17 protein-coding genes and 1 pseudogene are annotated in these 21,381 nt (G+C 50.6%); 2 read left to right on the forward strand and 16 right to left on the reverse strand.

Going from position 1 to position 21,381, the window contains the following annotated elements; genetic code table 11:
* Positions 1–62 precede the first annotated feature (62 nt).
* The 15 genes and pseudogenes from E7747_RS08040 to E7747_RS08110 form a co-directional block, all read right to left on the reverse strand.
* A complete protein-coding gene (locus E7747_RS08040) occupies positions 63–497 on the reverse strand; it encodes a biotin/lipoyl-containing protein (RefSeq protein WP_136415293.1) in 435 nt (144 codons plus the stop codon).
* Between the two features lie 44 nt (positions 498–541).
* Complete coding sequence (locus E7747_RS08045) at positions 542–1,468, reverse strand: OadG family transporter subunit (protein WP_123615183.1); 927 nt, start codon at positions 1,466–1,468, stop codon at positions 542–544.
* Positions 1,469–1,562: 94 nt separating this feature from the next.
* Positions 1,563–3,116, reverse strand: coding sequence for an acyl-CoA carboxylase subunit beta (locus E7747_RS08050; RefSeq protein ID WP_123615182.1), 1,554 nt, complete (start codon positions 3,114–3,116; stop codon positions 1,563–1,565).
* Positions 3,117–3,182: 66 nt separating this feature from the next.
* A complete protein-coding gene (mce, locus tag E7747_RS08055) occupies positions 3,183–3,605 on the reverse strand; it encodes a methylmalonyl-CoA epimerase (protein WP_123615181.1) in 423 nt (140 codons plus the stop codon).
* Between the two features lie 430 nt (positions 3,606–4,035).
* The gene (locus tag E7747_RS08060) at positions 4,036–5,634 is read right to left on the reverse strand and encodes a xylulokinase (protein ID WP_136415295.1); all 1,599 of its coding nucleotides are present in this window, start codon (positions 5,632–5,634) and stop codon (positions 4,036–4,038) included.
* 20 nt (positions 5,635–5,654) lie between these two features.
* On the reverse strand, positions 5,655–7,190 hold the full coding sequence (gene araA, locus E7747_RS08065; RefSeq protein ID WP_136415297.1) for an L-arabinose isomerase: 1,536 nt from the start codon (positions 7,188–7,190) through the stop codon (positions 5,655–5,657).
* Positions 7,191–7,231: 41 nt separating this feature from the next.
* Entirely contained in the window at positions 7,232–7,903 is a 672-nt protein-coding gene (locus E7747_RS08070; protein WP_123615178.1) for an NUDIX hydrolase, read from the reverse strand.
* 84 nt (positions 7,904–7,987) lie between these two features.
* Positions 7,988–9,691 carry a sodium:solute symporter gene (locus E7747_RS08075; RefSeq protein WP_123615177.1) on the reverse strand — a complete coding sequence of 568 codons (1,704 nt, stop codon included), beginning with the start codon at positions 9,689–9,691 and terminating at the stop codon, positions 7,988–7,990.
* A gap of 60 nt (positions 9,692–9,751) precedes the next feature.
* Positions 9,752–10,903 carry an aldose epimerase family protein gene (locus tag E7747_RS08080; RefSeq protein WP_228449311.1) on the reverse strand — a complete coding sequence of 384 codons (1,152 nt, stop codon included), beginning with the start codon at positions 10,901–10,903 and terminating at the stop codon, positions 9,752–9,754.
* A gap of 240 nt (positions 10,904–11,143) precedes the next feature.
* Positions 11,144–12,766: an Rne/Rng family ribonuclease gene (locus E7747_RS08085; RefSeq protein ID WP_136415301.1), complete on the reverse strand. Its 1,623-nt coding sequence runs from the start codon at positions 12,764–12,766 to the stop codon at positions 11,144–11,146.
* A gap of 338 nt (positions 12,767–13,104) precedes the next feature.
* On the reverse strand, positions 13,105–13,386 hold the full coding sequence (locus tag E7747_RS08090; RefSeq protein ID WP_107032403.1) for an HU family DNA-binding protein: 282 nt from the start codon (positions 13,384–13,386) through the stop codon (positions 13,105–13,107).
* Positions 13,387–13,562: 176 nt separating this feature from the next.
* Positions 13,563–14,330, reverse strand: a complete 768-nt coding sequence (locus E7747_RS08095) for an HAD family hydrolase (protein WP_136415303.1) — start codon at positions 14,328–14,330, stop codon at positions 13,563–13,565.
* A pseudogene (locus E7747_RS08100) lies at positions 14,263–14,948 on the reverse strand (queuosine precursor transporter). Before E7747_RS08100 ends, E7747_RS08095 begins: the two are co-directional and overlap by 68 nt.
* Positions 14,945–15,445 (reverse strand): KdsC family phosphatase, encoded by a 501-nt coding sequence (locus tag E7747_RS08105; protein ID WP_136415305.1) that lies wholly within the window; start codon positions 15,443–15,445, stop codon positions 14,945–14,947. The pseudogene E7747_RS08100 and the gene E7747_RS08105 overlap by 4 nt, the downstream one beginning before the upstream one ends.
* Before the next feature lie 118 nt (positions 15,446–15,563).
* Entirely contained in the window at positions 15,564–17,219 is a 1,656-nt protein-coding gene (locus E7747_RS08110) for a glycoside hydrolase family 43 protein (RefSeq protein ID WP_123615171.1), read from the reverse strand.
* 352 nt (positions 17,220–17,571) lie between these two features.
* Here E7747_RS08110 and guaA point away from each other — a divergent pair, with 352 nt between their 5' ends.
* Both guaA and E7747_RS08120 read left to right on the forward strand, forming a co-directional pair.
* Positions 17,572–19,095, forward strand: coding sequence for a glutamine-hydrolyzing GMP synthase (guaA, locus tag E7747_RS08115; RefSeq protein WP_123615170.1), 1,524 nt, complete (start codon positions 17,572–17,574; stop codon positions 19,093–19,095).
* Between the two features lie 429 nt (positions 19,096–19,524).
* Entirely contained in the window at positions 19,525–20,028 is a 504-nt protein-coding gene (locus tag E7747_RS08120; RefSeq protein ID WP_123615169.1) for an RNA polymerase sigma factor, read from the forward strand.
* Between the two features lie 276 nt (positions 20,029–20,304).
* Here the strand turns inward: E7747_RS08120 and leuB are convergent, their stop codons facing one another.
* Positions 20,305–21,366 (reverse strand): 3-isopropylmalate dehydrogenase, encoded by a 1,062-nt coding sequence (leuB, locus tag E7747_RS08125; RefSeq protein WP_136415307.1) that lies wholly within the window; start codon positions 21,364–21,366, stop codon positions 20,305–20,307.
* Positions 21,367–21,381: the final 15 nt, after the last annotated feature.

Here is a 21,381-nt window from a genome sequence, read left to right on the forward strand (position 1 = left end):
TTGATAATTACTTAGATGTGAGGTTTTCAAAAAGTGTGATGCTTTGTAGACACTCACTCTATTTATTCGAGGGTAATGAGGGCTGTACCCTGAAGCACTGAGTCGCCGGCGTTGACGTTGATTGCTGCAACCTTGCCGTCTTGGCCTGCATGGATGGCGTTTTCCATCTTCATCGCTTCAAGCACGGCTACGGTGTCAGACGAGCTGACCGTATCGCCTACTTTCACGTTGACGGATATTACCACGCCGGGGAGGGGGGCTTCAACAGTGTAGCCGCCGGCTTTGACCTTAGGTTTGTTGATGACCTTCGCTCCGCTTTCGGTGCGCGGTGCGGCAGAGGGGCGGGGTGCGGTAACGATGTTGACAGGCTTTTCGGTCTTCTGAAGCTCCACTTTGTAGGGAACACCGTTGACCTCAACCTTAGCGAGATTGTTGTCGATATCGCCGATTTTCACCGTGTAGAGGTTACCGTTGATTCTATATTTATACTCTTTCATTTCTGTTTTAGATGTTTCAGTGTTTGAATACTGTGAAATTAAAATTAACGATGCGGAAGCTCGCGGAGACTGTAGATCTTCGAGCTCCATGGTGAATATGCTCGGCGTACCTTATTGATGGTAAGGATTGTGCTTTCGCGGTCGTGAGCATCAAGATGTTCGGCAAGCGCGGCTGAGATTGCCGCGATGACTTCGCCGGAATCCTGTTCGTGGTGGTGGTCCTCGATTTCGTTTTCATCGCTGGCAAGAGCTTTCACTTTGCGTTTGCGTGAGATTGAAGCTCCGATGCTGTTGATGATATAGAAACAGATTGAGAGGATCACGAGTGCCGAGAACACGATACACATGGCCATGACTGCCATTGCGAATCCGTGGGGGTCATGCTCAGCGAAGCTGTCCACCTTGTTGTTGGTGCTCTTGATGATGTTGTTGCTCGACGGAGTGATGTAGTGTGATTCAGAACCGTCGCGCACTTCCCAGTCATCAGGGTTGTTGATTCCGCCTTCACCGTCGGCCTTGCGGGCATACGACTGACCCGGCAGCAGTGTTCCCGGGACAACGATTTCGTCAATGAGACTGAGTCCGTTGGCATCATAGATGGCAATGTAGTTGTCTTCGCCGGGAGTGAAGGTGAAATTGGTGTGGAACGTACCCTTGTTGGGTTCGCCGTCAGCCCAGAAAAGCACGTGCTGACGCGCGGGAATATCGGTGTTCACGTCACCGAGGGGAACGGGGTAAAGCGTATTGTTGCTGCGGTCGTTGGTCAGAAAGACACTTGAGATTTCGAGCGGAGCGAAGGTCGAGTTATAAAGCTCGATCCACGCCGAGTAGCGTCCGAAATCGTCGACCACGCTTGTGGAGTCGTTGACGATCATAACCTCGTTGATGCGCAGGCCGCGACGCCCTTGGGCGGATATGGCTGATACGCATGCGAGAGTCACCAACAGCAGCGTTAAAAGTCTTTTTTTCATAACTTTTGTTGAGATGATTAGTAAGATTTACAGGCTGTCCGCACCACGTATGGAAGATTGATGTCTGCCACACGGATGCGAGAAAGTGACCCTCTCAGAGAGGTATGTTGCCGTGTTTCTTGGCAGGGTTGACAACCTTCTTGGTAGCGAGCTGCTGAAGGGCGCGGATGATGCGGAAACGGGTGTTGCGCGGTTCGATCACATCGTCGATATAGCCGTAGCGGGCTGCGTTGTAGGGGTTGCAGAAGAGTTTGTTGTATTCGTCTTCTTTCTCGCGGAGCACCTTGGCGGGATCGTCGGATGCCTTTGCTTCCTTGGCATAGAGAACCTCGACAGCGCCGGCGCCGCCCATCACGGCGATTTCTGCGGTAGGCCATGCGTAGTTCATGTCGCCTCTGAGCTGCTTGCATGACATCACGATGTGTGAGCCGCCGTAGCTCTTGCGGAGTGTGACAGTCACCTTGGGCACTGTCGCCTCGCCGTAGGCATAGAGAAGTTTCGCGCCGTGGAGAATCACACCGTTGTATTCCTGACCTGTTCCGGGGAGGAAGCCGGGTACGTCGACAAGTGTCACCAGAGGAATGTTGAACGCGTCGCAGAAACGGACGAAGCGTGCGCCCTTGCGCGATGCGTTGCTGTCGAGCACACCTGCAAGATGTTTGGGTTGGTTGGCCACAACTCCGACTGCCTGGCCGTTGAAACGGGCGAAACCGATGATGATGTTCTTGGCAAACTCACGCTGGATTTCAAGGAACTCTCCGTTGTCGACAATCGCGTTGATGACCTCATACATGTCGTATGGACGGTTGGCCGAGTCGGGGATGATTTCATTGAGAGAATCTTCGAGACGGTCGATGGGGTCGTTACATTCAACCAGCGGCGGTTCTTCGAGATTGTTCTGTGGGATGTAGCTGAAAAGCTTGCGGATGATGCGGAGTGTTTCTTCTCCGTCTTCTGCCGCGAAGTGGGCGACACCGCTCTTCTGGGAGTGTACGGTTGCGCCGCCGAGTGCTTCTTGGCTGACATCTTCGCCGGTCACGGTCTTGACCACCTTCGGACCAGTAAGGAACATGTAGCTGATGCCCTTGGTCATGATGGTGAAGTCGGTGAGCGCGGGTGAGTATACAGCACCGCCGGCACACGGACCAAGGATGCCTGAAATCTGAGGAATCACACCCGATGCAAGTATGTTGCGCTGGAAAATTTCAGCATAGCCTGCGAGAGCGTTGATGCCTTCCTGGATACGTGCGCCGCCCGAGTCGTTAAGACCGATGACGGGAGCGCCCATCTTCATGGCCATGTCCATGATTTTGCAGATCTTCAGAGCCATGGTCTCGCTGAGCGAGCCGCCGAACACTGTGAAGTCCTGAGCGAATACATAAACGAGGCGGCCGTCGATTGTACCGTAGCCGGTCACGACGCCGTCGCCGAGATAACTTTTCTTTTCCTGACCGAAGTTGTAGCAACGGTGGCGGACAAACATGTCGATTTCTTCAAAAGAACCTTCGTCGAGAAGCTGGGCAATACGCTCGCGAGCTGTGTATTTACCTCTTTCATGCTGTTTCTGGATAGCTTTTTCGCCACCACCCAGACGAGCTTCTTCGCGAAGGGCGATAAGCTCTTTTACTTTTTCAAGCTGGTTACTCATCTGTTATGAGATTATGTAAAAGTGTTTTGAAAATTATGGTTTAAGTATGAGTTTGCGTGGATTCTCTTACTTTTTTGCCGGATCTTCGCAAAGTTCAATGAGAGTGCCGCAGGTCGATTTCGGGTGGAGGAAGGCGATGTTGAGACCTTCAGCGCCTTTGCGGGGTGCTTTGTCGATGAGGGCGCAGCCTTTTTCCGATACTTCAGCGAGAGCGTTGGCAACACCATCCTCGATAGCGAATGCGATGTGCTGGATGCCTCCGCGGCCACCGTTCTTTTCGATGAACTTTGAGATGGCGCTGTCAGGCGAAGTGCCTTCGAGAAGCTCGATTTTGGTCTGTCCGACCTTAAAGAATGCTGTGCGCACCTTCTGATCCTCTACTTCTTCGATTGCGAAGCATTTGAGCCCGAGGGTGTTTTCGTAGAATGCGATTGCTGCCTTGAGATCGGGCACTGCGATACCCACGTGTTCGATGTGTGAAATATCCATGATAGTGATGGTTAGAATTGGGGTTTTCAGTAATACATTTTTTGTTGGTGTCGGCATGCCTTCATAGAGTTGCAAGGAGCTTTCACCGTTGCAAATTTAAGTATAAAAATCGGTGATAACAAACTTATAATTACCCAATAATTCCGCAATCCTCCATAAATTCAGAAAGAAAAATGAAAATATCCCCCTGTCAGGCTGAAAACCCATCATCTCCTGCAACAATAGTCTTCAGAAACAGTGTCTTGATGGATCTATAGGTACAAAAGATGCAGAAATAACAAAAATAACATATCGCTGATAATATTGATACATCAGGAGTTGAAAGATGTCCTTGTCAACATTCCGTCAGTAGACCAAGATATGTTATTTTTGTTGTTTCTGCATTTATCTACTCCAAAGCAGGAGGAGTAGGAATGGGTGATTTCAGGCGTTATGCCTTGGCCTCGGTTGCCGCGCGTTCGATTGCGAGACCACGTTTGTAGTTCTCAAGATAGGCGTTGAAACCTGCCACGTCCTCAGGGGTGGGGGCGATTTCAGTGCCTGCGTCTCCGAGGAACACGCGGTCGTTGAGGTATCCTGCGAGCGATTGTCCCTTGATGTTGTTGACAAGGAAGGAAGCAAGGAGTGCTATGCCCCATGCTCCGCCTTCGCCGGCGGTTTCCATGACGGAAATCGGAGAGTTGAGAGCTGACGCGAGTATGCGCTGGCCGACTCCGGGAGTCTTGAACAGACCTCCGTGGCCTGTGATTCGGTCGACCTCCACTTTCTCGTCATTGAACAGGATGTCATTGCCGATTTTCAACACGCATACCGACGCATAGAGATTGGCGCGCATGAAGTTCGCAAGATTGAATTTGTCGGATGCCGAGCGCACGAACAGCGGGCGTCCTTCCTCAAGGCCGGTGATAGGCTCTCCTGAATAATAGTTGTAGGAGATGAGACCTCCGCAGTCTGTGTCGCCGTTGAGGGCGTTGTTGTAGAGAAGTCCGAACACCTGATTCATGTTGACGGGGATTCCGAGCAGTTCCTGATACTCCTTGAAGAGATTGACCCATGCGTTGAGATCGGAAGTGCAGTTGTTGCAGTGGACCATTGCGACGAGACTGCCGTCGGGGGTAGTCACCATGTCAATCATCTCGTAGGGCTTCGAAAGTTCCTTTTCAAGCACTATCATTGAGAATGATGATGTTCCGGCCGATACGTTTCCTGTGCGCTGGAGCACGGCGTTGGTCGCAACCATACCTGTTCCGGCGTCACCTTCGGGCGGACAGAAGGGTATGCCCGGTTTCAGATGCCCTGAAACGTCGAGACGCATAGCGCCTTCGGCTGTGAGCTTTCCTGATTCTTCACCGGCCACGAGCACTTTAGGCATGATGTCGAGCAGTTTCCACGGGAATCCCTTGGGCGCTACAAGATTGTCGAACTTTTCAACCATTTCGGCTGAATAGTCCTTGGTAGCAGGGTCGATGGGAAGCATGCCTGAAGCGTCGCCGACACCGAGGACTTTTTCGCCTGTCAGCTGCCAGTGGATATAACCGGCAAGAGTGGTGAGGTAGTCGATGTTCTTGACGTGTGGCTCTTCGTTAAGAATGGCCTGATAGAGATGCGAAATGCTCCATCTCAGCGGGATATTGTAGACGAAGAGCTCTGACAGCTCGGCAGCTGCCTTGCCGGTGTTGGTGTTGCGCCATGTGCGGAACGGGACAAGTATGTCGGCATCTTTGCCGAATGGCATATAGCCGTGCATCATTGCGCTGATTCCGATTGCGGCAAGATTCTCGATCTCGATGTCGTATTCCTTGCGGACATTTGCACGCAGGTCGGCATAGCAGTCCTGAAGACCATACCAGATGGCTTCGGTGCTGTAGGTCCAGAGTCCGTCGGAAAGCTGGTTTTCCCATTCGTGCGAACCTTGGGCAATGGGCTTGTTTTCCTCGTCGATAAGGACGGCCTTGATTCTTGTCGAACCGAACTCGATGCCGAGGATGGCCTTGCCTTGGGCAATGGTTGATTTAGGATCTGAATTCATATCTCAGTCTATCGCTGTGATTAGAGGTAGAGTGATTTGTTGAGCATGTAGTAGACTTCACCCATGCGGAGTGAGTTCTTGAAATTCTCGATGGTGGTATCCTTGTCGATATGTACCATTTCGATTCCTGCGATTTCTGCGTAATCTTCCCAGAATTCGGGTGTGACAGCATACGAGAAACATGAATGGTGTGTGCCGCCGGCAAGAATCCATGCGGTTGCGCCTGTTTCGAAGTCGGGCTGCGGAATCCAGAGAGCCGATGCCACGGGGAGCTTGGGCAGCGGTTTTGACTTGATGCAGTCAACATCGTTGACGATGAGGCGGAAGCGGTTGCCCATGTCGACGACGGTAGCTGTCACGCCCTTGCCCGGCTTGGAAGTGAAGACGAGACGTGCGGTCTGCGATTTGCGTATACCGATGCCGAGGAAGTGGACTTCCAGACGGGGACGCTCTTCGGCGATGAGGGGACACACTTCAAGCATGTGGGCCTGAAGGATCGAGCTTTCTTTGCCGTTGAAATTGAGAGTGTAGTCTTCGAGGAATGAGCATCCGCCTTCCATTCCGCGTGTCATTACCCAGAGTGTGCGGTAGAGTGCTGCTGATTTCCAGTCGCCTTCCGCACCGAAACCATAGCCTTCGGCCATGAGTCGCTGTGATGCGAGACCGGGAATCTGGTCAAAGCCACGGCCTGTCACATCGATATTTGCATCGCCGAGGTCGTCGAAGTTGGTTGTGAAACCCTTGGCGCCTTTGTCCTTGAGCATGGCGCGGAGAGTGAGTTCGGCCTTGGCTGCGTTCCATACCTTTGTATATCCTTCGGTGTTCTTGTCTTCAAGAGAGGCATCGTGGGCATAGAGGCTGAAATATTCGGCTACGAGGGCGTCGACATCCGCGTCTTTCACTTCGTCGAAATACTTCATGAGCGAGCTGAAAGGCATGTAGTCCACATGGTAGCCGAGACGGATTTCAGCTTCAACCTTATCGCCGTCGGTAACGGCAACGTTGTTCATCTGGTCGCCGAGACGGATGATGAGCATGTCCTGAGCGTCGGCCCAGCCGATGCAGACGCGCTGCCATACGGCGATGCGTTCGAGAGTCTTCGGGTCTTTCCAGTAGCCGGTGACAACCTTGCGGCGTACACGCATGCGGGCGCAGATGTGTCCGAACTCACGGTCGCCGTGGGCACTCTGGTTAAGGTTCATGAAGTCCATGTCCATTGTGTCCCAAGGTATTTCGGCATTATACTGGGTGTGGAAGTGGAGCAGGGGTTTGGAAAGAACCTTGAGTCCGTGGATCCACATCTTGGCTGGAGAGAAGGTGTGCATCCATGTGATGATGCCGGCACAACGGGGATCGTTGTTGGCTGCCTTCATGATATCCTCGACTTCGTGCGAGGAGTTGGCTGTGCCCTTATATACGACTTTGACAGGCAGGAGTCCTGAATTGTTTAGACCGTCGACCATTTCTTTTGAATGTGCGTCGACACTGACAACGGCATCGCCTCCGTAAAGGAGCTGTGCGCCGGTTACCCACCATATTTCATAGTTTGAATACATAGCTGTAATGGTTTTTAGAGAGTTGTTTATTATTGGATTTGTTAGATTTTAAATTGGGGATGGGAGAGATAGACGTGGTCGTTGAAGCGGTAGAGCGAAGCTCCGCGTCGCGAACCGGTTTTGTCGATATATTCGGTCTTTTCGATGCAATGTGTCTCGGCCACGCGCTTGCGGAAGTTGCGTTTGTCGAGCGGTTCGCCGAGTATGGTCTCATAGAGCGACTGGAGCTGCGTTAATGTGAACATGGCCGGAAGCAGGTTGAACCCGATGGGTTCGTGTGAGCATTTGGCGCGTATGAGTTCGAGCGTCTTTTTGACCATTTCGGGGTGGTCGAAGCCGAGGGGTGGCAATTTGTCGATTTCGATCCAGACGGCCTCGTGCTTTTCAAGAAGTTCGAGGTTGTATTCATCCGGACCGAGCAGAGCGTAATATGCGACCGAGATTACACGTTCGCCCGGATCACGGTTGATTGCTCCGAACGCATGGACCTGTTCCATGTAGATGTCTTCGAGACCTGTCAGATGACGGAGGACACGTCGGGCAGCGTCGTCGACGCTTTCGTCTTCCTGTACGAATCCGCCCATGACTGACCATTTGCCCTTTTCAGGTTCAAAACGGCGCTTGGTGAGCAGTAGGCACAGTTTCCCGTTGACCAGACCGAATATAATGCAGTCGACAGAGACAAAAAAGCGTGGGTTGTTTGAGTAGAACATCTTGGGAACGTGTATTAAAAGGAAGAGTCTTGGAAATGTGTGCCGGAGAAAAGTTTCCGGCACACTTCCATGTTTCAATTTTTATTACCAGAAATAGATGTAGAATGCGACTGTGATGCCGAGGATGATTATTGAGTTGATAACATCCCATTGGTTCCAGCTTGCACGTGTAGCGGCACGCTGTTCGGGGGTTGATGTACCGAACACGAGTCCTTGGATTTTTTCAGGTTCAGGCGCTTTGGTGCAGAGTGAAACGATGACACCTACGCCAAGGCAGAATACGAGCATCCATCCGCAGAAGAAGAGCCAGTTGCAGTCATAGAACAGATATTGGAACCAGCTGCCTTCGCTTCCGGGGATTATATCGGCATTGCTGTAGTAGACCTTAGCGCCGAGGCGGGTAAGACCGATGATGAGGCCCGAAAGAAGTGCCCACATGCCGCCGAGGGCTGAAGCGCGTTTCCAGAGGATACCGATGAGGAATGCGGCTGCTATACCCGGGGCAAGCACCGACTGCACGTCTTGGAGGTAGAGATAGAGCACGTCGCCTACCGAGCGCATCACGGGAATCCAGAGAATGCCGAGGATAACGATTACCACAGTGGCAGCCTGACCGATACGGACGAGTTTCTTAGGATCTGTGTTGGGGCGGAAACGCTGGTAGAAGTCTATGGTGAAAAGTGCGGCCGATGAGTTGAAGAGCGATGCGAGCGACGACATGAGCGCAGCGAGGATACCACACACGATGAGACCTTTCACACCTGCGGGGAGAAGCTTGGCTACGAGGGTGGGGAAGGCTGCGTCGGAGTTCACATTGCCGTTGGCAAGCATGGGGAGGAAGCCTTCGCCTCCGGCTGCGATTGAGTTCTGGTGGATTGCGAAGGCAATCATGCCGGGGATGAGGAACAGGAAAACGGGGAGTAGTTTGAGGTATGCTCCGAAGATTGTACCGCGACGGGCTTCCTTTTCATCTTTACCGGAGAGAACGCGCTGTACGATGAACTGGTCGGTACACCAGTACCAGAAACCGATTACGGCCGAGCCGATGAGTGCGCCGAGCCAAGGATACTGGCTGTCGTTGTTGTCACGGATGAGGTTGACCATAGTGTCGCCGTATTCATTTACCTTCACGCTCGAACAGATTCTCATCATTTCGTCCCATCCGCCGAGTTCCTTAAGACCGAGGACAAGGATGATGAGTGAACCGAGAAGGAGAATCGGGGTCTGGAGCACGGATGTGTAGAGCACAGATTTCATACCGCCGAAGATTGTATAGAGGGCTGTGATCAGGACGAGGCCGATGGCTGCAATCCAGAAGAAGTCGATTCCCCACAACTCTTCAATGCCAAAGACCTGCTGGAACACAAGACCGCCTGCATAGACTGTCACGGCTACTTTGGTGAGCACGTAGCTGATGAGCGAGATGGTCGCAAGGATTGTGCGCGACTGTGGATTGAAACGCTTTTCAAGGAACTCAGGCATGGTATAAACCATCGAACGGGTGTAGAAGGGCACGAATACCCAGCCGAGGAGAAGAATCATCCAGCCCTGTATTTCCCAGTGGGCCATAGCCATACCGGACGAAGCGCCTGAACCGGCGAGACCGATAAGATGTTCAGAACCGATGTTTGAAGCGAAGATCGAGGCACCGATTGCAATCCATGTTGCGTCTTTGCCTCCAAGGAAGTAGTCAGCGGCATTGTTTTGCTTCTGTCGCATCACCCACACGATGACGCCGACAAGAGCCAAGGCGAAAATACCGATGACAATCCAGTCAAGTAATGCCATAGTTTTCTAAGATATTAAGTTTGTTAAATTAAAGTAAGTCTGAATTGATGACAGAGACCGTTATTTCTTGTCGGTTGAAAACGCGAATACGGTGTGGCTCTTGTATGTCTCGCCGGGACGGAGGACTGTCGACGGCCATTCGGGTTTGTTGGGGCTGTCGGGATAGTGCTGGGTCTCAAGGCAGATGCCTGTGCGCTGGTTATAGACTTTGTTGTTCTTGCCTGTGACGGTGCCGTCAAGGAAGTTGCCGGAGTAGACTTGAATGCCGGGCTCATCGGTGTAGACATCAAGCACGATGCCTGTCGAGGGCGACTGGAGAGTGGCGGCGGGAACATTGATGTCGTTTTTAGTGTCGAGCACCCAGTTATGGTCATAGCCGTTGCCGTTGCGGATCTGTTCGAAGTCGGTTTCGTTGATTCGTTCGCCGATGACGCGCAGCGATGTGAAGTCCATCGGGGTTCCGGCCACGGGCAGGATTTCACCTGTTGTCATATAGGTGGAGTCGACAGGTGTATAAGTGGAGGCGTTCACGTAGAGTTCGTTGTCTGTAATGGACTGCAAGGGATCGCCGTTGAGGTTGAAGTAGGCGTGGTTTGTCATGTTGATGACCGTAGGTTTATCGGTCACGGCCTCGTAGGCGATGTCGAGACGGTTGTCGGATGTCAGAGTGTAGGTGACTTTGGCAGTGACGTTTCCCGGGAAGTTGTTGTCACCGTCAGGCGAGTGCATGGTGAGGACTACTGTCGAGTCGTTGGGCTGTTCGGCATCATAGACCTGATATTGCCATCCGGTCGGACCGCCGTGCAGGCAGTGGCCGAAATTATTGGTCGGAAGCTGGATTGTGTCACCGTCGATTACGAAACGGCCCTGATTGATGCGGTTGGCATAGCGGCCGATGGCTGCGCTGAAGTCAGTCTGGTTGTTTTCGGGAAAGTAGGCTGCGATGCTGTCGAATCCGAGAACGACATCGCGCGGTTGGCCGTCGCGGTCGGGTACCATCAGCGATACTATGCGGCCGCCGAAGTTTGTGATGCAGGCTTCCATGCCGTTTGAATTGGCAAGTGTGTAGAGTGCGGTAGGTTTGCCGTTGTATTCTCCGGCGAATTTCGCAGGGTCGAGACCCGATTCCGTGAGTGTGGCTTCATTCTGACGGCTGCATGAGCCGGCGATGATCATAAGCCCTGCGCCTAAGGCCGCAACGTGAGGTAACATCCGTTTCATGGTGTGTTAATTGAGAGTTTTTTGATAGTTTTATGTTGTCTAAGTGTTTGGTTCATGGTTAAAACCGAATAAGTGTAAAAATCACACTTATTTTCGTCTACAAATATACAACCACTCTGCAATGTGACAAAAAAAATACTTATGTTCTACAACATAAAAACCTCCGTATCCCTGTCGGGACTACGGAGGTTGGTGTTTTTTAATTGAATTTTTTTACAAATATTGAAGATGTTAGTCTTCCTTGGATCGGTTCTTGGCTTTGGATTTGGATTTTGTTGCCGATGAATCCATGTCTTTTTCTTCCTGAAGGTCGATTTCGTTTCTGTCACGGTCGACGACACGATATTGGAGGTAGGCCAGTGATTCGTCCGGGATAATACGGAAGTTGAATCCGAATTCAAGCTGCCAGCGACGGTAGAGCGACGGGAATCCTTTTTTCAGATATGCGGAAACGAAAGGATGTACGTAGAGTATGAAATGCTTTACCTTTAGGGTTTTGACAAGGTAGTCGAGCTTCTCGTGGAGGGTGTCGGTGAACAGTAGCGACGGGCGGACTTTGCCTTTTCCGTGGCATGACGGACACTCTTCGGTCGTGTCGATGTCGAGAGCCGGACGCACTCGCTGGCGTGTGATCTGCATCAAGCCGAATTTGCTCAGTGGCAGGATGTTGTGGCGCGCACGGTCATTGGCCATCACTTCGCGCATGTGTTCATAGAGCTTCTGGCGGTGTTCGGCCTTGTTCATGTCGATGAAGTCGATGACAATGATGCCTCCCATGTCGCGGAGGCGGAGCTGACGGGCTATTTCGTCGGCGGCGCGGAGATTGACTTCAAGTGCGTTGCTTTCCTGATCGGGTGCGGCCTTTGAGCGGTTGCCGGAGTTCACGTCGATGACATGGAGGGCTTCAGTATGTTCGATGATTACGTAGGCACCCGATTTGAATGAAACGGTTTTGCCGAACGACGATTTGATCTGGCGCGTGATGTTGAAGTGGTCGAAGATAGGGGCGCTGTCTTCATACAGCTTTACGATATCCTTGCTTTCCGGCGAGATCAGATTGACGTATTTTGATATTTGGCTGAAGATTTCCTTGTCGTTGACATGGATGCTTTCGAACGTGGGGCTGAACACATCTCGCAGCATCCCGACTATTCGGCTCTCCTCTTCGAAGATTAGGGCGGGGGCGGTTGCCGACCGGGCTTTGGCGACGGTTTCATCCCAGCAACGGAGCAGAGTTTTAAGCTCATGGTGGAGTTCACGCACGCTTTTGCCTTCGGCTGAAGTGCGGATTATGACTCCGAAATTTTTGGGCTTGATGCTCTCGATGAGCTGGCGCAGACGGAGTTTCTCCTCCGTAGTCTTGATTTTCTGAGAGATTGAGATTTTATCGCCGAATGGAATCAGCACCATGTATCGTCCCGTGAAGGTGATTTCCGTTGTCAGTCGCGGGCCTTTTGATGATATTGGCTCTTTGACAATCTGCACCATCAGTTCCTGCCCCGGCTGAAGCACGTTGGTGATTGAACCGTGTTTGTCGATATCGGGCAGACGTTTGATTTTTGGGACGGTGATGTCGTTTTTTTTGTCGACGATTGCGTCTTTCAGGAATGAGGAATAGGTAGAGAATTGGGAACCGAGATCCAAGTAATGAAGAAAAGCATCTTTTTCGTAGCCTACGTTGACGAATGCGGCGTTCAGACCCGGCATCAGTTTCTTTACTTTTGCCAGATAGATGTCTCCGACAGCGTAGGCGATGTTGCGCGACTCCTTTTGCAGGGAGACGAGCCTTGAGTCCTCAAGCAAGGCAATGGATACCTCGCTGGGCTGGACGTCTACGATAAGTTCACTCTTCATTAGTCGGTTGTGATCTGTAGATAGATTAATTGTATGTTTCAGAGGGGAGTAGAGACACCGGAGAAATCCGGCGGTGGAGCTGTGGAGATACGACAAACAACGCAAAGAACAAACCTTGTTTGAGGGCTTTGTAGTTGAACGCGCCTGTCAAGAGTTTGTCCTTTGTGTTATTTACGCAGCTACGCAAGAAGTTGCAGGTCAAGCCTGCTTATTTCTTCTTGTGACGGTTTTTGCGAAGGCGTTTTTTACGCTTGTGGGTGGCCATCTTGTGGCCTTTTCTTTTCTTTCCGCTGGGCATAGTAGGGAGGTATTATGTATTGTTAGACAATAGTTTTTTATTATTTCAGATCCTTTACCTCTTCCATGAACACCTTTGCGGGCTTGAAAGCGGGGATGCGGTGTTCGGGGATGATAATGGTGGTGTTTTTGGAAATGTTGCGGGCTGTCTTTTCTGAACGAACCTTGGTGATGAAGCTACCGAATCCGCGAAGATATACGTTCTCGCCGTGTGAAAGAGACTCTTTCACTGTTTCCATGAACTTTTCAATGGTTTCGAGTACGTTGGCTTTGTCGATGCCGGTAGATTTCGAAATCTCGTTGACAATGTCAGCTTTAGTCATTACAATATTAATTTATAATTGGTTAATATCTTTGACGTTGCGCTTAAAGAGTGCGCACGTTTTTTGCAAGTGCAAATATCGGAACTTTTTTTGAATTATCAGCTATATTTCTACTAAAAAATTTGCTTAAAATTCACTTCCTCACCACGTTAGAGGCTAAAGACGGCAATGTAGGCCTAAAAAAGCTCTTTCAGGAGGTCAAGACGAGGGGTTATTGTCACTTTGCCGTCGACTTTCAGCGCGTCCGCTCCGGCATCTAAAAGTATCGGTCTCCATCCGGCTGCCAGCGCCCCGGCTATGTCGGTGTCGCGGTTATCGCCAATCATGACATGGAGCGAGGGGTCTGTGGCCGCTGCCTGCTGCATCGCATGGAGGTAGAGCCGAGGATCGGGTTTGTTGATGCCAATGTCGTCGCTCAGCACCATCAGGTCGACAAACCGGTCGAGGCCGGTATTGGAAAGTTTGCGGTGCTGGACATCTTTGAAACCGTTGCTCAGTACACCTATATTATAAGCGTGCGCGCGCAGGTACGCGAGGATTTCGCATGCTCCTTCGATGAGCGCAGTCTGCTCGGCCAGACGTGTGAGGTAGAGTGGGTCGAGCTGTCGGGAGAAATCTTTGAGTGAGTCTTCGTCGCCGCTCCAATGAGGGCGCAGCGGCGTGGCGAAACGGTCGAGGCGCAGAAAATCCTGTGTGATTTCCGCGCGGCTGTAACGCTCCCATAACGTGAGGTTATGACTTTCGTAGGTGTCGGTCCATTCATCGGGCGACCGGAAGAAGCGCTCAAGACCGCATTCGTCATATATGACACGTAGCGCCATGTGCGAATTCGTGTGGAAGTCGATGAGCGTGTCGTCGAGGTCAAACCATATCCATTTATATTTCATTGATTTTCCACCATTTGTATGACATGCCCGGAGTGTCGGTGACATCGCCGCCCTCATGGTCGCGCAGCAGTTTAACGGCACGCAGGGTGACCGGAGAATGAGAATCTCGTAGAATGTTTTCAGGAAAGTCTGCGTGACAATCAGAAGCCCGATTTCGTTCCATGAAAGGACTCCTGCGAAGGCTATCGGGAAAAATATGACTGAATCGACACCCTCGCCCCACAGTGACGACACTATGGCGCGGAGCGAGAAGCGGCGTCCGCCGGATGCGATTTTCATTCGCGACATGACATAGGCGTTGACCATCGAGCCGCAGAGAAATGCGATGAAACTTGCGGCGAAAATGCGTGGGACTGCGCCGAAAACAGTAGCCATAGCCTCCTGTCCGGTCCACGAATCTGCTCCGGGCAGCCAGACTCCGAGTTGAAGCAGCAGGGAGACGAGCATGTTCATGCCGAATCCGAGCCAGATGACAAGACGGGCTTTGTTGAAGCCATAGACCTCTACGATGCAGTCGTTGAGTATGTATGATATAGGGAAGACGACGATTCCGGCTGTGATGGTGAGAGGCCCGAGGTCGACAGTCTTTATTTCCATGAGGTTGCTGACGATCAGACACACACAGAATGTGACTGCGAGCAGCATGAAAGTGACAGATATTTTTACTTTGCTCATTTTCGGGTGTTTTCTTGATTGTTTATTTCTTTTAAGATAAGGTTTGCAAATTCTCTGACACAGCCTTCCCCTCCTTTGAGGTTCATGACGATGATCGAGGGGATTGACCTGACTTCTTCGACAGCGTCGGCAGGACAAGCACGGAGCCCCACGGCGCTGAGAAGGTCGAAGCAGTTTATATCGTCGCCGATATATGCCACTTCATTAAGGCTGATTGACAGGCTTTCACAGATGTCGGCACATGCTGAGAGCTTACCGCCGTCGCGCTTGCCCTGAACCAGAAAATCGACTCCGAGTTTTTCGGCTCTGCGGCTTACGAGACTGGTGCTTTCACTTGTGATTATGCCCACTTTGATGCCGGCTTTCTGGAGGAGCTGAAGACCCATGCCGTCGCGTGCGTTGAATTTTTTCATAACGTCTCCGTCAGCTGTGTAATACATGCCTCCATCTGTGAGAGTACCGTCGACATCGGTTAGAAACATACGTATATTTTTCATAAACTATAAAAACTGGATATCCGGGCTTTTTTAACAGCCTTCTGTCAATGAAGTAGTCCTGAAGGTAGGTCAACTTCAATTCAGGGTTGCAAATTTACGAAAAAATAATTACATCTGCCTAAAAATCAGCAGAGGTAGCGAAAAGTCCGATTGTTGTTCCCGTGAATCCTCCTGCCGAGGACGAGGTGAATGATGCGCTGATGCCGGATGCGAGTGTGTGGATTTGTCCGTCGGCAATACGGAAGTCAAATGTGTATTTGCCGTCTTTGCATATCACTTTCAGCCCGACCGGTTTGCCGGCTGTATCGGCATTTGTCTCCGACAGAATTTTTCCTCCCGGTTGCATGAGGCGTATATGACCTGGGCTGACTGCGAAGAATATCTGACGCTGTTCGGTCTTGACTATCAGAATTCCGGCTGCGTCGTTTGCCGTCGCATTACCGGGAATGGTGACCGTTGTGGAGGCTTCGAAATCATGATGCTGGATTCGGCGGCCGATATAGGCCGGAGTTTTGCCGGAACGGCTGTCGATTGGAGAGCATGTGAGCGTAAGGCCGTTGCCTGTGACAGCCTGTTCGGCAGGACTTCCCCAGAGTGACATCCATTCCGGGCGGAGTGTGACTGATGAAAAATCATCGCTCCAGTTGAAGTTTCCGGAATTGACAGCCTGTTGTGTCCCTATGCCGGGATGTTTTACAGTCGAGGCGACAGTGTCGAGGTTCTGTGTGATATAAGGGAATCCGTCGCGACTCCATCTGACCGGCAGCATGAAGGTCTCGCGACCGAGCTGTTCAGACCCGTTCATCCACGGGCGGCATCCGAGAAATACAGCCCACCATTTGCCGTCGTTGTCCTGAAATATGTCGGCATGGCCTGTGCATGTCACCGGTGTGGTTCGGTTTGGTTTCTGCAGACGTTGTGTCAGCATCGGGTTGCGGCTCCAGCGGCGGTATGGCCCCCATACGTTGTCGGCCTTGTAGCACACTTCGGAATGACACCAGCTTGTGCCCCCTTCAGCGGCAAGAAGATAGTAATTGCCGTCGATTTTATAGATGTGTGCTCCTTCGTTTCGTTCGAGCTGTTCTTCAGGGCCGACACCTTCTTCGCGGAATTTGCGTGGCTCTCCGATTGTCTTGCCTGTTTTAGTGTCAAACTCAATGATTGCAAGCGCGCGGTTGTTGCTCCATTTTACAGGGCTGTGTTCCTCTGCCTTGTGGACAATGTAGGCTTTGCCGTTATCGTCAAAGAAAAAGGACGGGTCTATGCCGTCGACATCTTCGAGCACGACAGGTTCGCTCCAAGGTCCTCTGGGATCTTTGGCCGTCACATAGAAATTTATAGAGCCTTTCTTGGTGACGCATGTGGTTATTACATAGAAAGTGTCGTTTTGTGGATTATAGCTTATGGCCGGGGCGTAGATTCCTCCTTTTCCGAGCGACTGCCCTTCGAGCCAAGGGAGCTGGGAGGGACGGGAAAGCACATTGCCGGCCTGTGTCCATGTCACAAGGTCTGTCGAATGGTAGACAGGGACGCCGGGAAAATAACCGAATGTCGATGTGACAAGCCAATAGTCATTCCCTTTTTTAGCTACAGAGGGGTCTGAGGCCCATCCGCTTATGACGGGGTTGAAGTAGCCTCCGTCTGCCGGAAGTTTTGAAGGATTGTAATACTCGTCACGTCCGCTGTAATCGAAACGTTCGAAACGGGCTTTGGTCTGTGATGTGGCGTTGAACGCCATGGAAAACAACAATAATGCAGCTGCTATATTCTTCATCGATGGTGAATATGGTGAAATTCGAGGTTAATCGTCGCGCACAAATGGCTACAGTTTACAAAATTACTCAAAAAACGCCATACAATCATTCGAGTAAATAGAATAATTCTGCTTTACGATTGTGAATCAATCACAATTATTGTTAGAGAAGCGGCTGTGCAGGCCGGATATGGCCGACGACGTAATGATGGCTGCCGTATTACCGTTCAGTGGGCGGCTGTCGTGATGTTTGGCCGCAGACTTAGCTTGCCGGTGTAAACAGCCGAGGAAAATCTCCTTGAAATTGAGAATAAATGTGTAACTTTGCACTCAGATTCAATCATTATCACCTTAATATCCCTCTTCCCACATTATGCAGGAAAAGATTATTATTCTCGATTTCGGGTCGCAGACCACTCAGCTTATAGGGCGTAGAGTCCGCGAGCTCGGAGAGTATTGCGAGATTCTTCCTTACAACAAGTTCCCTTATGATGATCCGTCGGTTATCGGCGTGATTTTGTCGGGTTCGCCTTTCTCTGTCTATGACGACAAGGCGTTCAGAACCGAGCTTGACCGTCTGCGCGGTCATCTCCCTGTGCTCGGCATCTGCTATGGCGCTCAGTTCATCGCCTACACTTCGGGTGGCAGCGTCGAGCCTGCACCATCGCGTGAATACGGACGTGCGCATCTGACAAAGATTGACACGACAAGTCCGCTGTTCAAAAACATTCCGGTCGGGAGTCAGGTGTGGATGAGCCACGGCGACACCATCACTTCGATTCCTGAGGGATTCAAGACCATAGCTTCAACCGACAAGGTTGCTATCGCAGCCTATCAGGTGGAAGGCGAACAGACTTGGGGCGTGCAGTTCCATCCAGAGGTCTATCATTCGGAACATGGCACTCAGCTGCTCCGCAATTTTGTCGTGGACATCTGTGGCGGCAAGCAGGACTGGACAGCCGAATCGTTTATCGAAAGCACCGTTGCCCAGCTTAAAGAGCAGCTTGGCGACGATAAAGTTGTGCTTGGCCTTAGCGGCGGTGTCGACTCATCGGTGGCTGCCGTGCTTCTCAACCGTGCTATCGGCAAGAATCTCACCTGTATTTTCGTTGACCACGGAATGCTGCGTAAGAATGAATTCCGCAACGTGCTCCATGACTATGAGTGCCTTGGGCTGAACGTGGTCGGTGTTGATGCCTCAGAGAAGTTCTTCAGCGAGCTTGAAGGAGTGACAGAGCCTGAACGCAAGCGCAAGATTATCGGAAAGGGATTCATAGATGTGTTTGATGCCGAAGCTCATAAAATCAAGGATGTGAAATGGCTGGCGCAGGGAACAATCTATCCTGACTGTATCGAAAGCCTTTCGATCACCGGCACTACCATCAAGAGCCATCACAATGTGGGCGGACTTCCGGAAAAGATGAATCTGAAGCTTTGCGAGCCTTTGCGTCTGCTTTTCAAAGACGAGGTACGTGCAGTGGGTCGTCAGCTTGGAATGCCTGAGCATCTGATTAAGCGCCATCCATTCCCCGGGCCGGGACTTGCAGTGCGTATTCTCGGTGACATCACGCCGGAAAAGGTACGTATACTTCAGGATGCCGACGATATTTTTATTCAGGGTCTCCGCGACTGGGATCTTTACGATAAAGTATGGCAGGCGGGCGCAATCCTGCTTCCTGTTCAGAGTGTCGGTGTGATGGGCGACGAACGTACCTACGAGCGTGCAATCGCTCTGCGTGCGGTTACATCAACTGACGCGATGACAGCCGACTGGGCTCATCTCCCTTACGATTTCATGGCAAAGGTGAGCAACGATATCATCAATAAGGTGAAGGGAGTAAACCGTGTGTGCTACGACATCTCCTCAAAACCACCGGCCACAATCGAATGGGAGTGATAATTAGTTAATTTTCCAATATAATAGTTTTATGGCCATGATTTTGCTAAAGGAATCATGGCCATTGTTTTGTAAGGATGTCGGGATAGTCGCAAACAGGGCATGTTTGTAATGCAAAGTCGTATATCGGAAGTCAGAGAAAAAAGGTGCGATTATATGGATGAAGATTGTAAAATGTTGCAATAATTATAATTTGTAACATTTTTGTAATTATTGTTATGGTGTTTAACGTATTGATTAATAGAGGTGTATCTATTTTGTAACAGAAATGACATTGAATTAATATATTTTTACATAAAGAATCTTGACAGCGTCGATTTTCGTTGTAATTTTGAAGTGTCAAACAAAAACAGACATCACAAAAGACCTATTAAATATATTCTTCTTCAAGAAATACAAGCAAGTTTAACACATTTAAACACAACGATTATGGGAACTCAGGAATTTCAGAACAAGCTGATGAGCCTTCAAGGCAATCTTCTTAATTTTGCCTATATGCTCACCTCTAACCGAGACAATGCTTATGATCTGCTACAGGACACCACCCTGAAAGCCCTTGACAATGAAAGCAAATATGTTGATAACACCAACTTCAAAGGCTGGGTTTTCACCATCATGCGCAACATTTTCATCAACAACTACCGTCGCGTGGCCCGTTCGGCTACCGTGATTGACCAGACTGAAGATCTCTATCATCTGAATCTTTCTCAGGATTCCGGTCTTGAGACTCCCGAAGGTGCTTTCGGGGCAAACGAGATTTCAGATGCTATCAACGAATTTCCCGACGAATACCGTATTCCGTTCTCAATGCACATAGCCGGCTATAAGTACAATGAAATCGCTGAGAAAATGAATCTCCCCCTCGGCACTGTCAAGAGCCGCATTTTCTTCGCGCGCAAAAAACTTCAGACGCGTTTCGCCGACTATCGTTGAGCTTATACAAAGAATATATGGGTTTCCCGTAGAGATACGGTTTCAAATAAGATGTAAAAAAGACTGTTTTAGACTTGAATGTATTAAGGTATTGATTCTAAATAATTTGAATGATAAATAAGATAATAATAAATAAGATTGTTTCATGTTAAGGTATTGGTAATCTATACACTATTAAAACCACACGACTTATACATTGCAGCCTCGGAGATGTGACTTCTCCGAGGCTGTATGCTTTTTTAGCCCCGGGTTTTATTCGGGGCTTGTGTTAAGTGTCTATGCGTTTTTTATGAAGTCGACAATCCATTGGCCGACAGTGTCTGTGCCGTATGTCGCGCCGCCTTCAACCTGTATTTCAGGAGTGCGGACGTTGGCGTCGAGCGATGCGTTGACAGCTTTGCGGATCAGTTCGCCTTCTTCTTTAAGATTAAAATATTCAAAGAGCATTGCGACCGAAAGAATCTGGGCAAGGGGGTTGGCGATGTTCTTGCCTTTTGCCTGTGGCCAAGAACCGTGGATCGGCTCGAATACAGGTGTCTTTTCGCCGGTCGAAGCAGATGGGAGAAGACCCATCGAACCTGAGATTACAGAGCCTTCGTCAGTGAGGATATCGCCGAAGGTGTTTTCAGTCACCATAACGTCAAAGAATCGCGGTTCCTGAATCATGCGCATGGCGGCATTGTCGACATACATGAAATCGGTCGTTACGTCGGGGTATTGCAGAGCGATTTCCTGTGCGATTTTACGCCATAGGCGCGAAGATGCGAGGACGTTCGCCTTGTCGACTACAGTCAGATGCTTACGGCGGCGGCGTGCATAATTGTAGGCCACATGAAGAATGCGTTCGATTTCCGGGCGGCTGTAGGCATTGGTGTCATATGCACGGTCGTTGTCCTCGTATTTCTCCCCGAAATACATACCGCCTGTCAGTTCGCGGATGCAGATGAAATCAGCTCCTTCAACGAGTTTCGGACGCAGAGGCGATTTGTGGATGAGGCACTTGAAAGTCTCTACCGGACGGATATTGGCGAAAAGACCGAGCTTCTTGCGCATGGCGAGCAGACCTTGCTCGGGACGGACCTTTGCGTTGGGATTGTTGTCAAATTTCGGGTCGCCGATAGCCGAGAAAAGCACTGCGTCAGCCCAGAGACAGGTCTCGAATGTGTCTTCTGGAAATGGATTGCCTACCTTGTCAATGGCATCTGCGCCACAGACTGCATAGCGATATTCGACATTGTGGCCGAATTTTTCGCATACGGCTGTCATTACATCAACTCCCTGACGGGATATTTCCGGACCTATACCGTCGCCCGGAAGGACTGCTATTTTCAGATTCATAATATCGTTGGATTA

Origin of the sequence: Duncaniella dubosii (assembly GCF_004803915.1) — a bacterium.
Taxonomy (GTDB): Bacteria; Bacteroidota; Bacteroidia; order Bacteroidales; family Muribaculaceae; genus Duncaniella; species Duncaniella dubosii.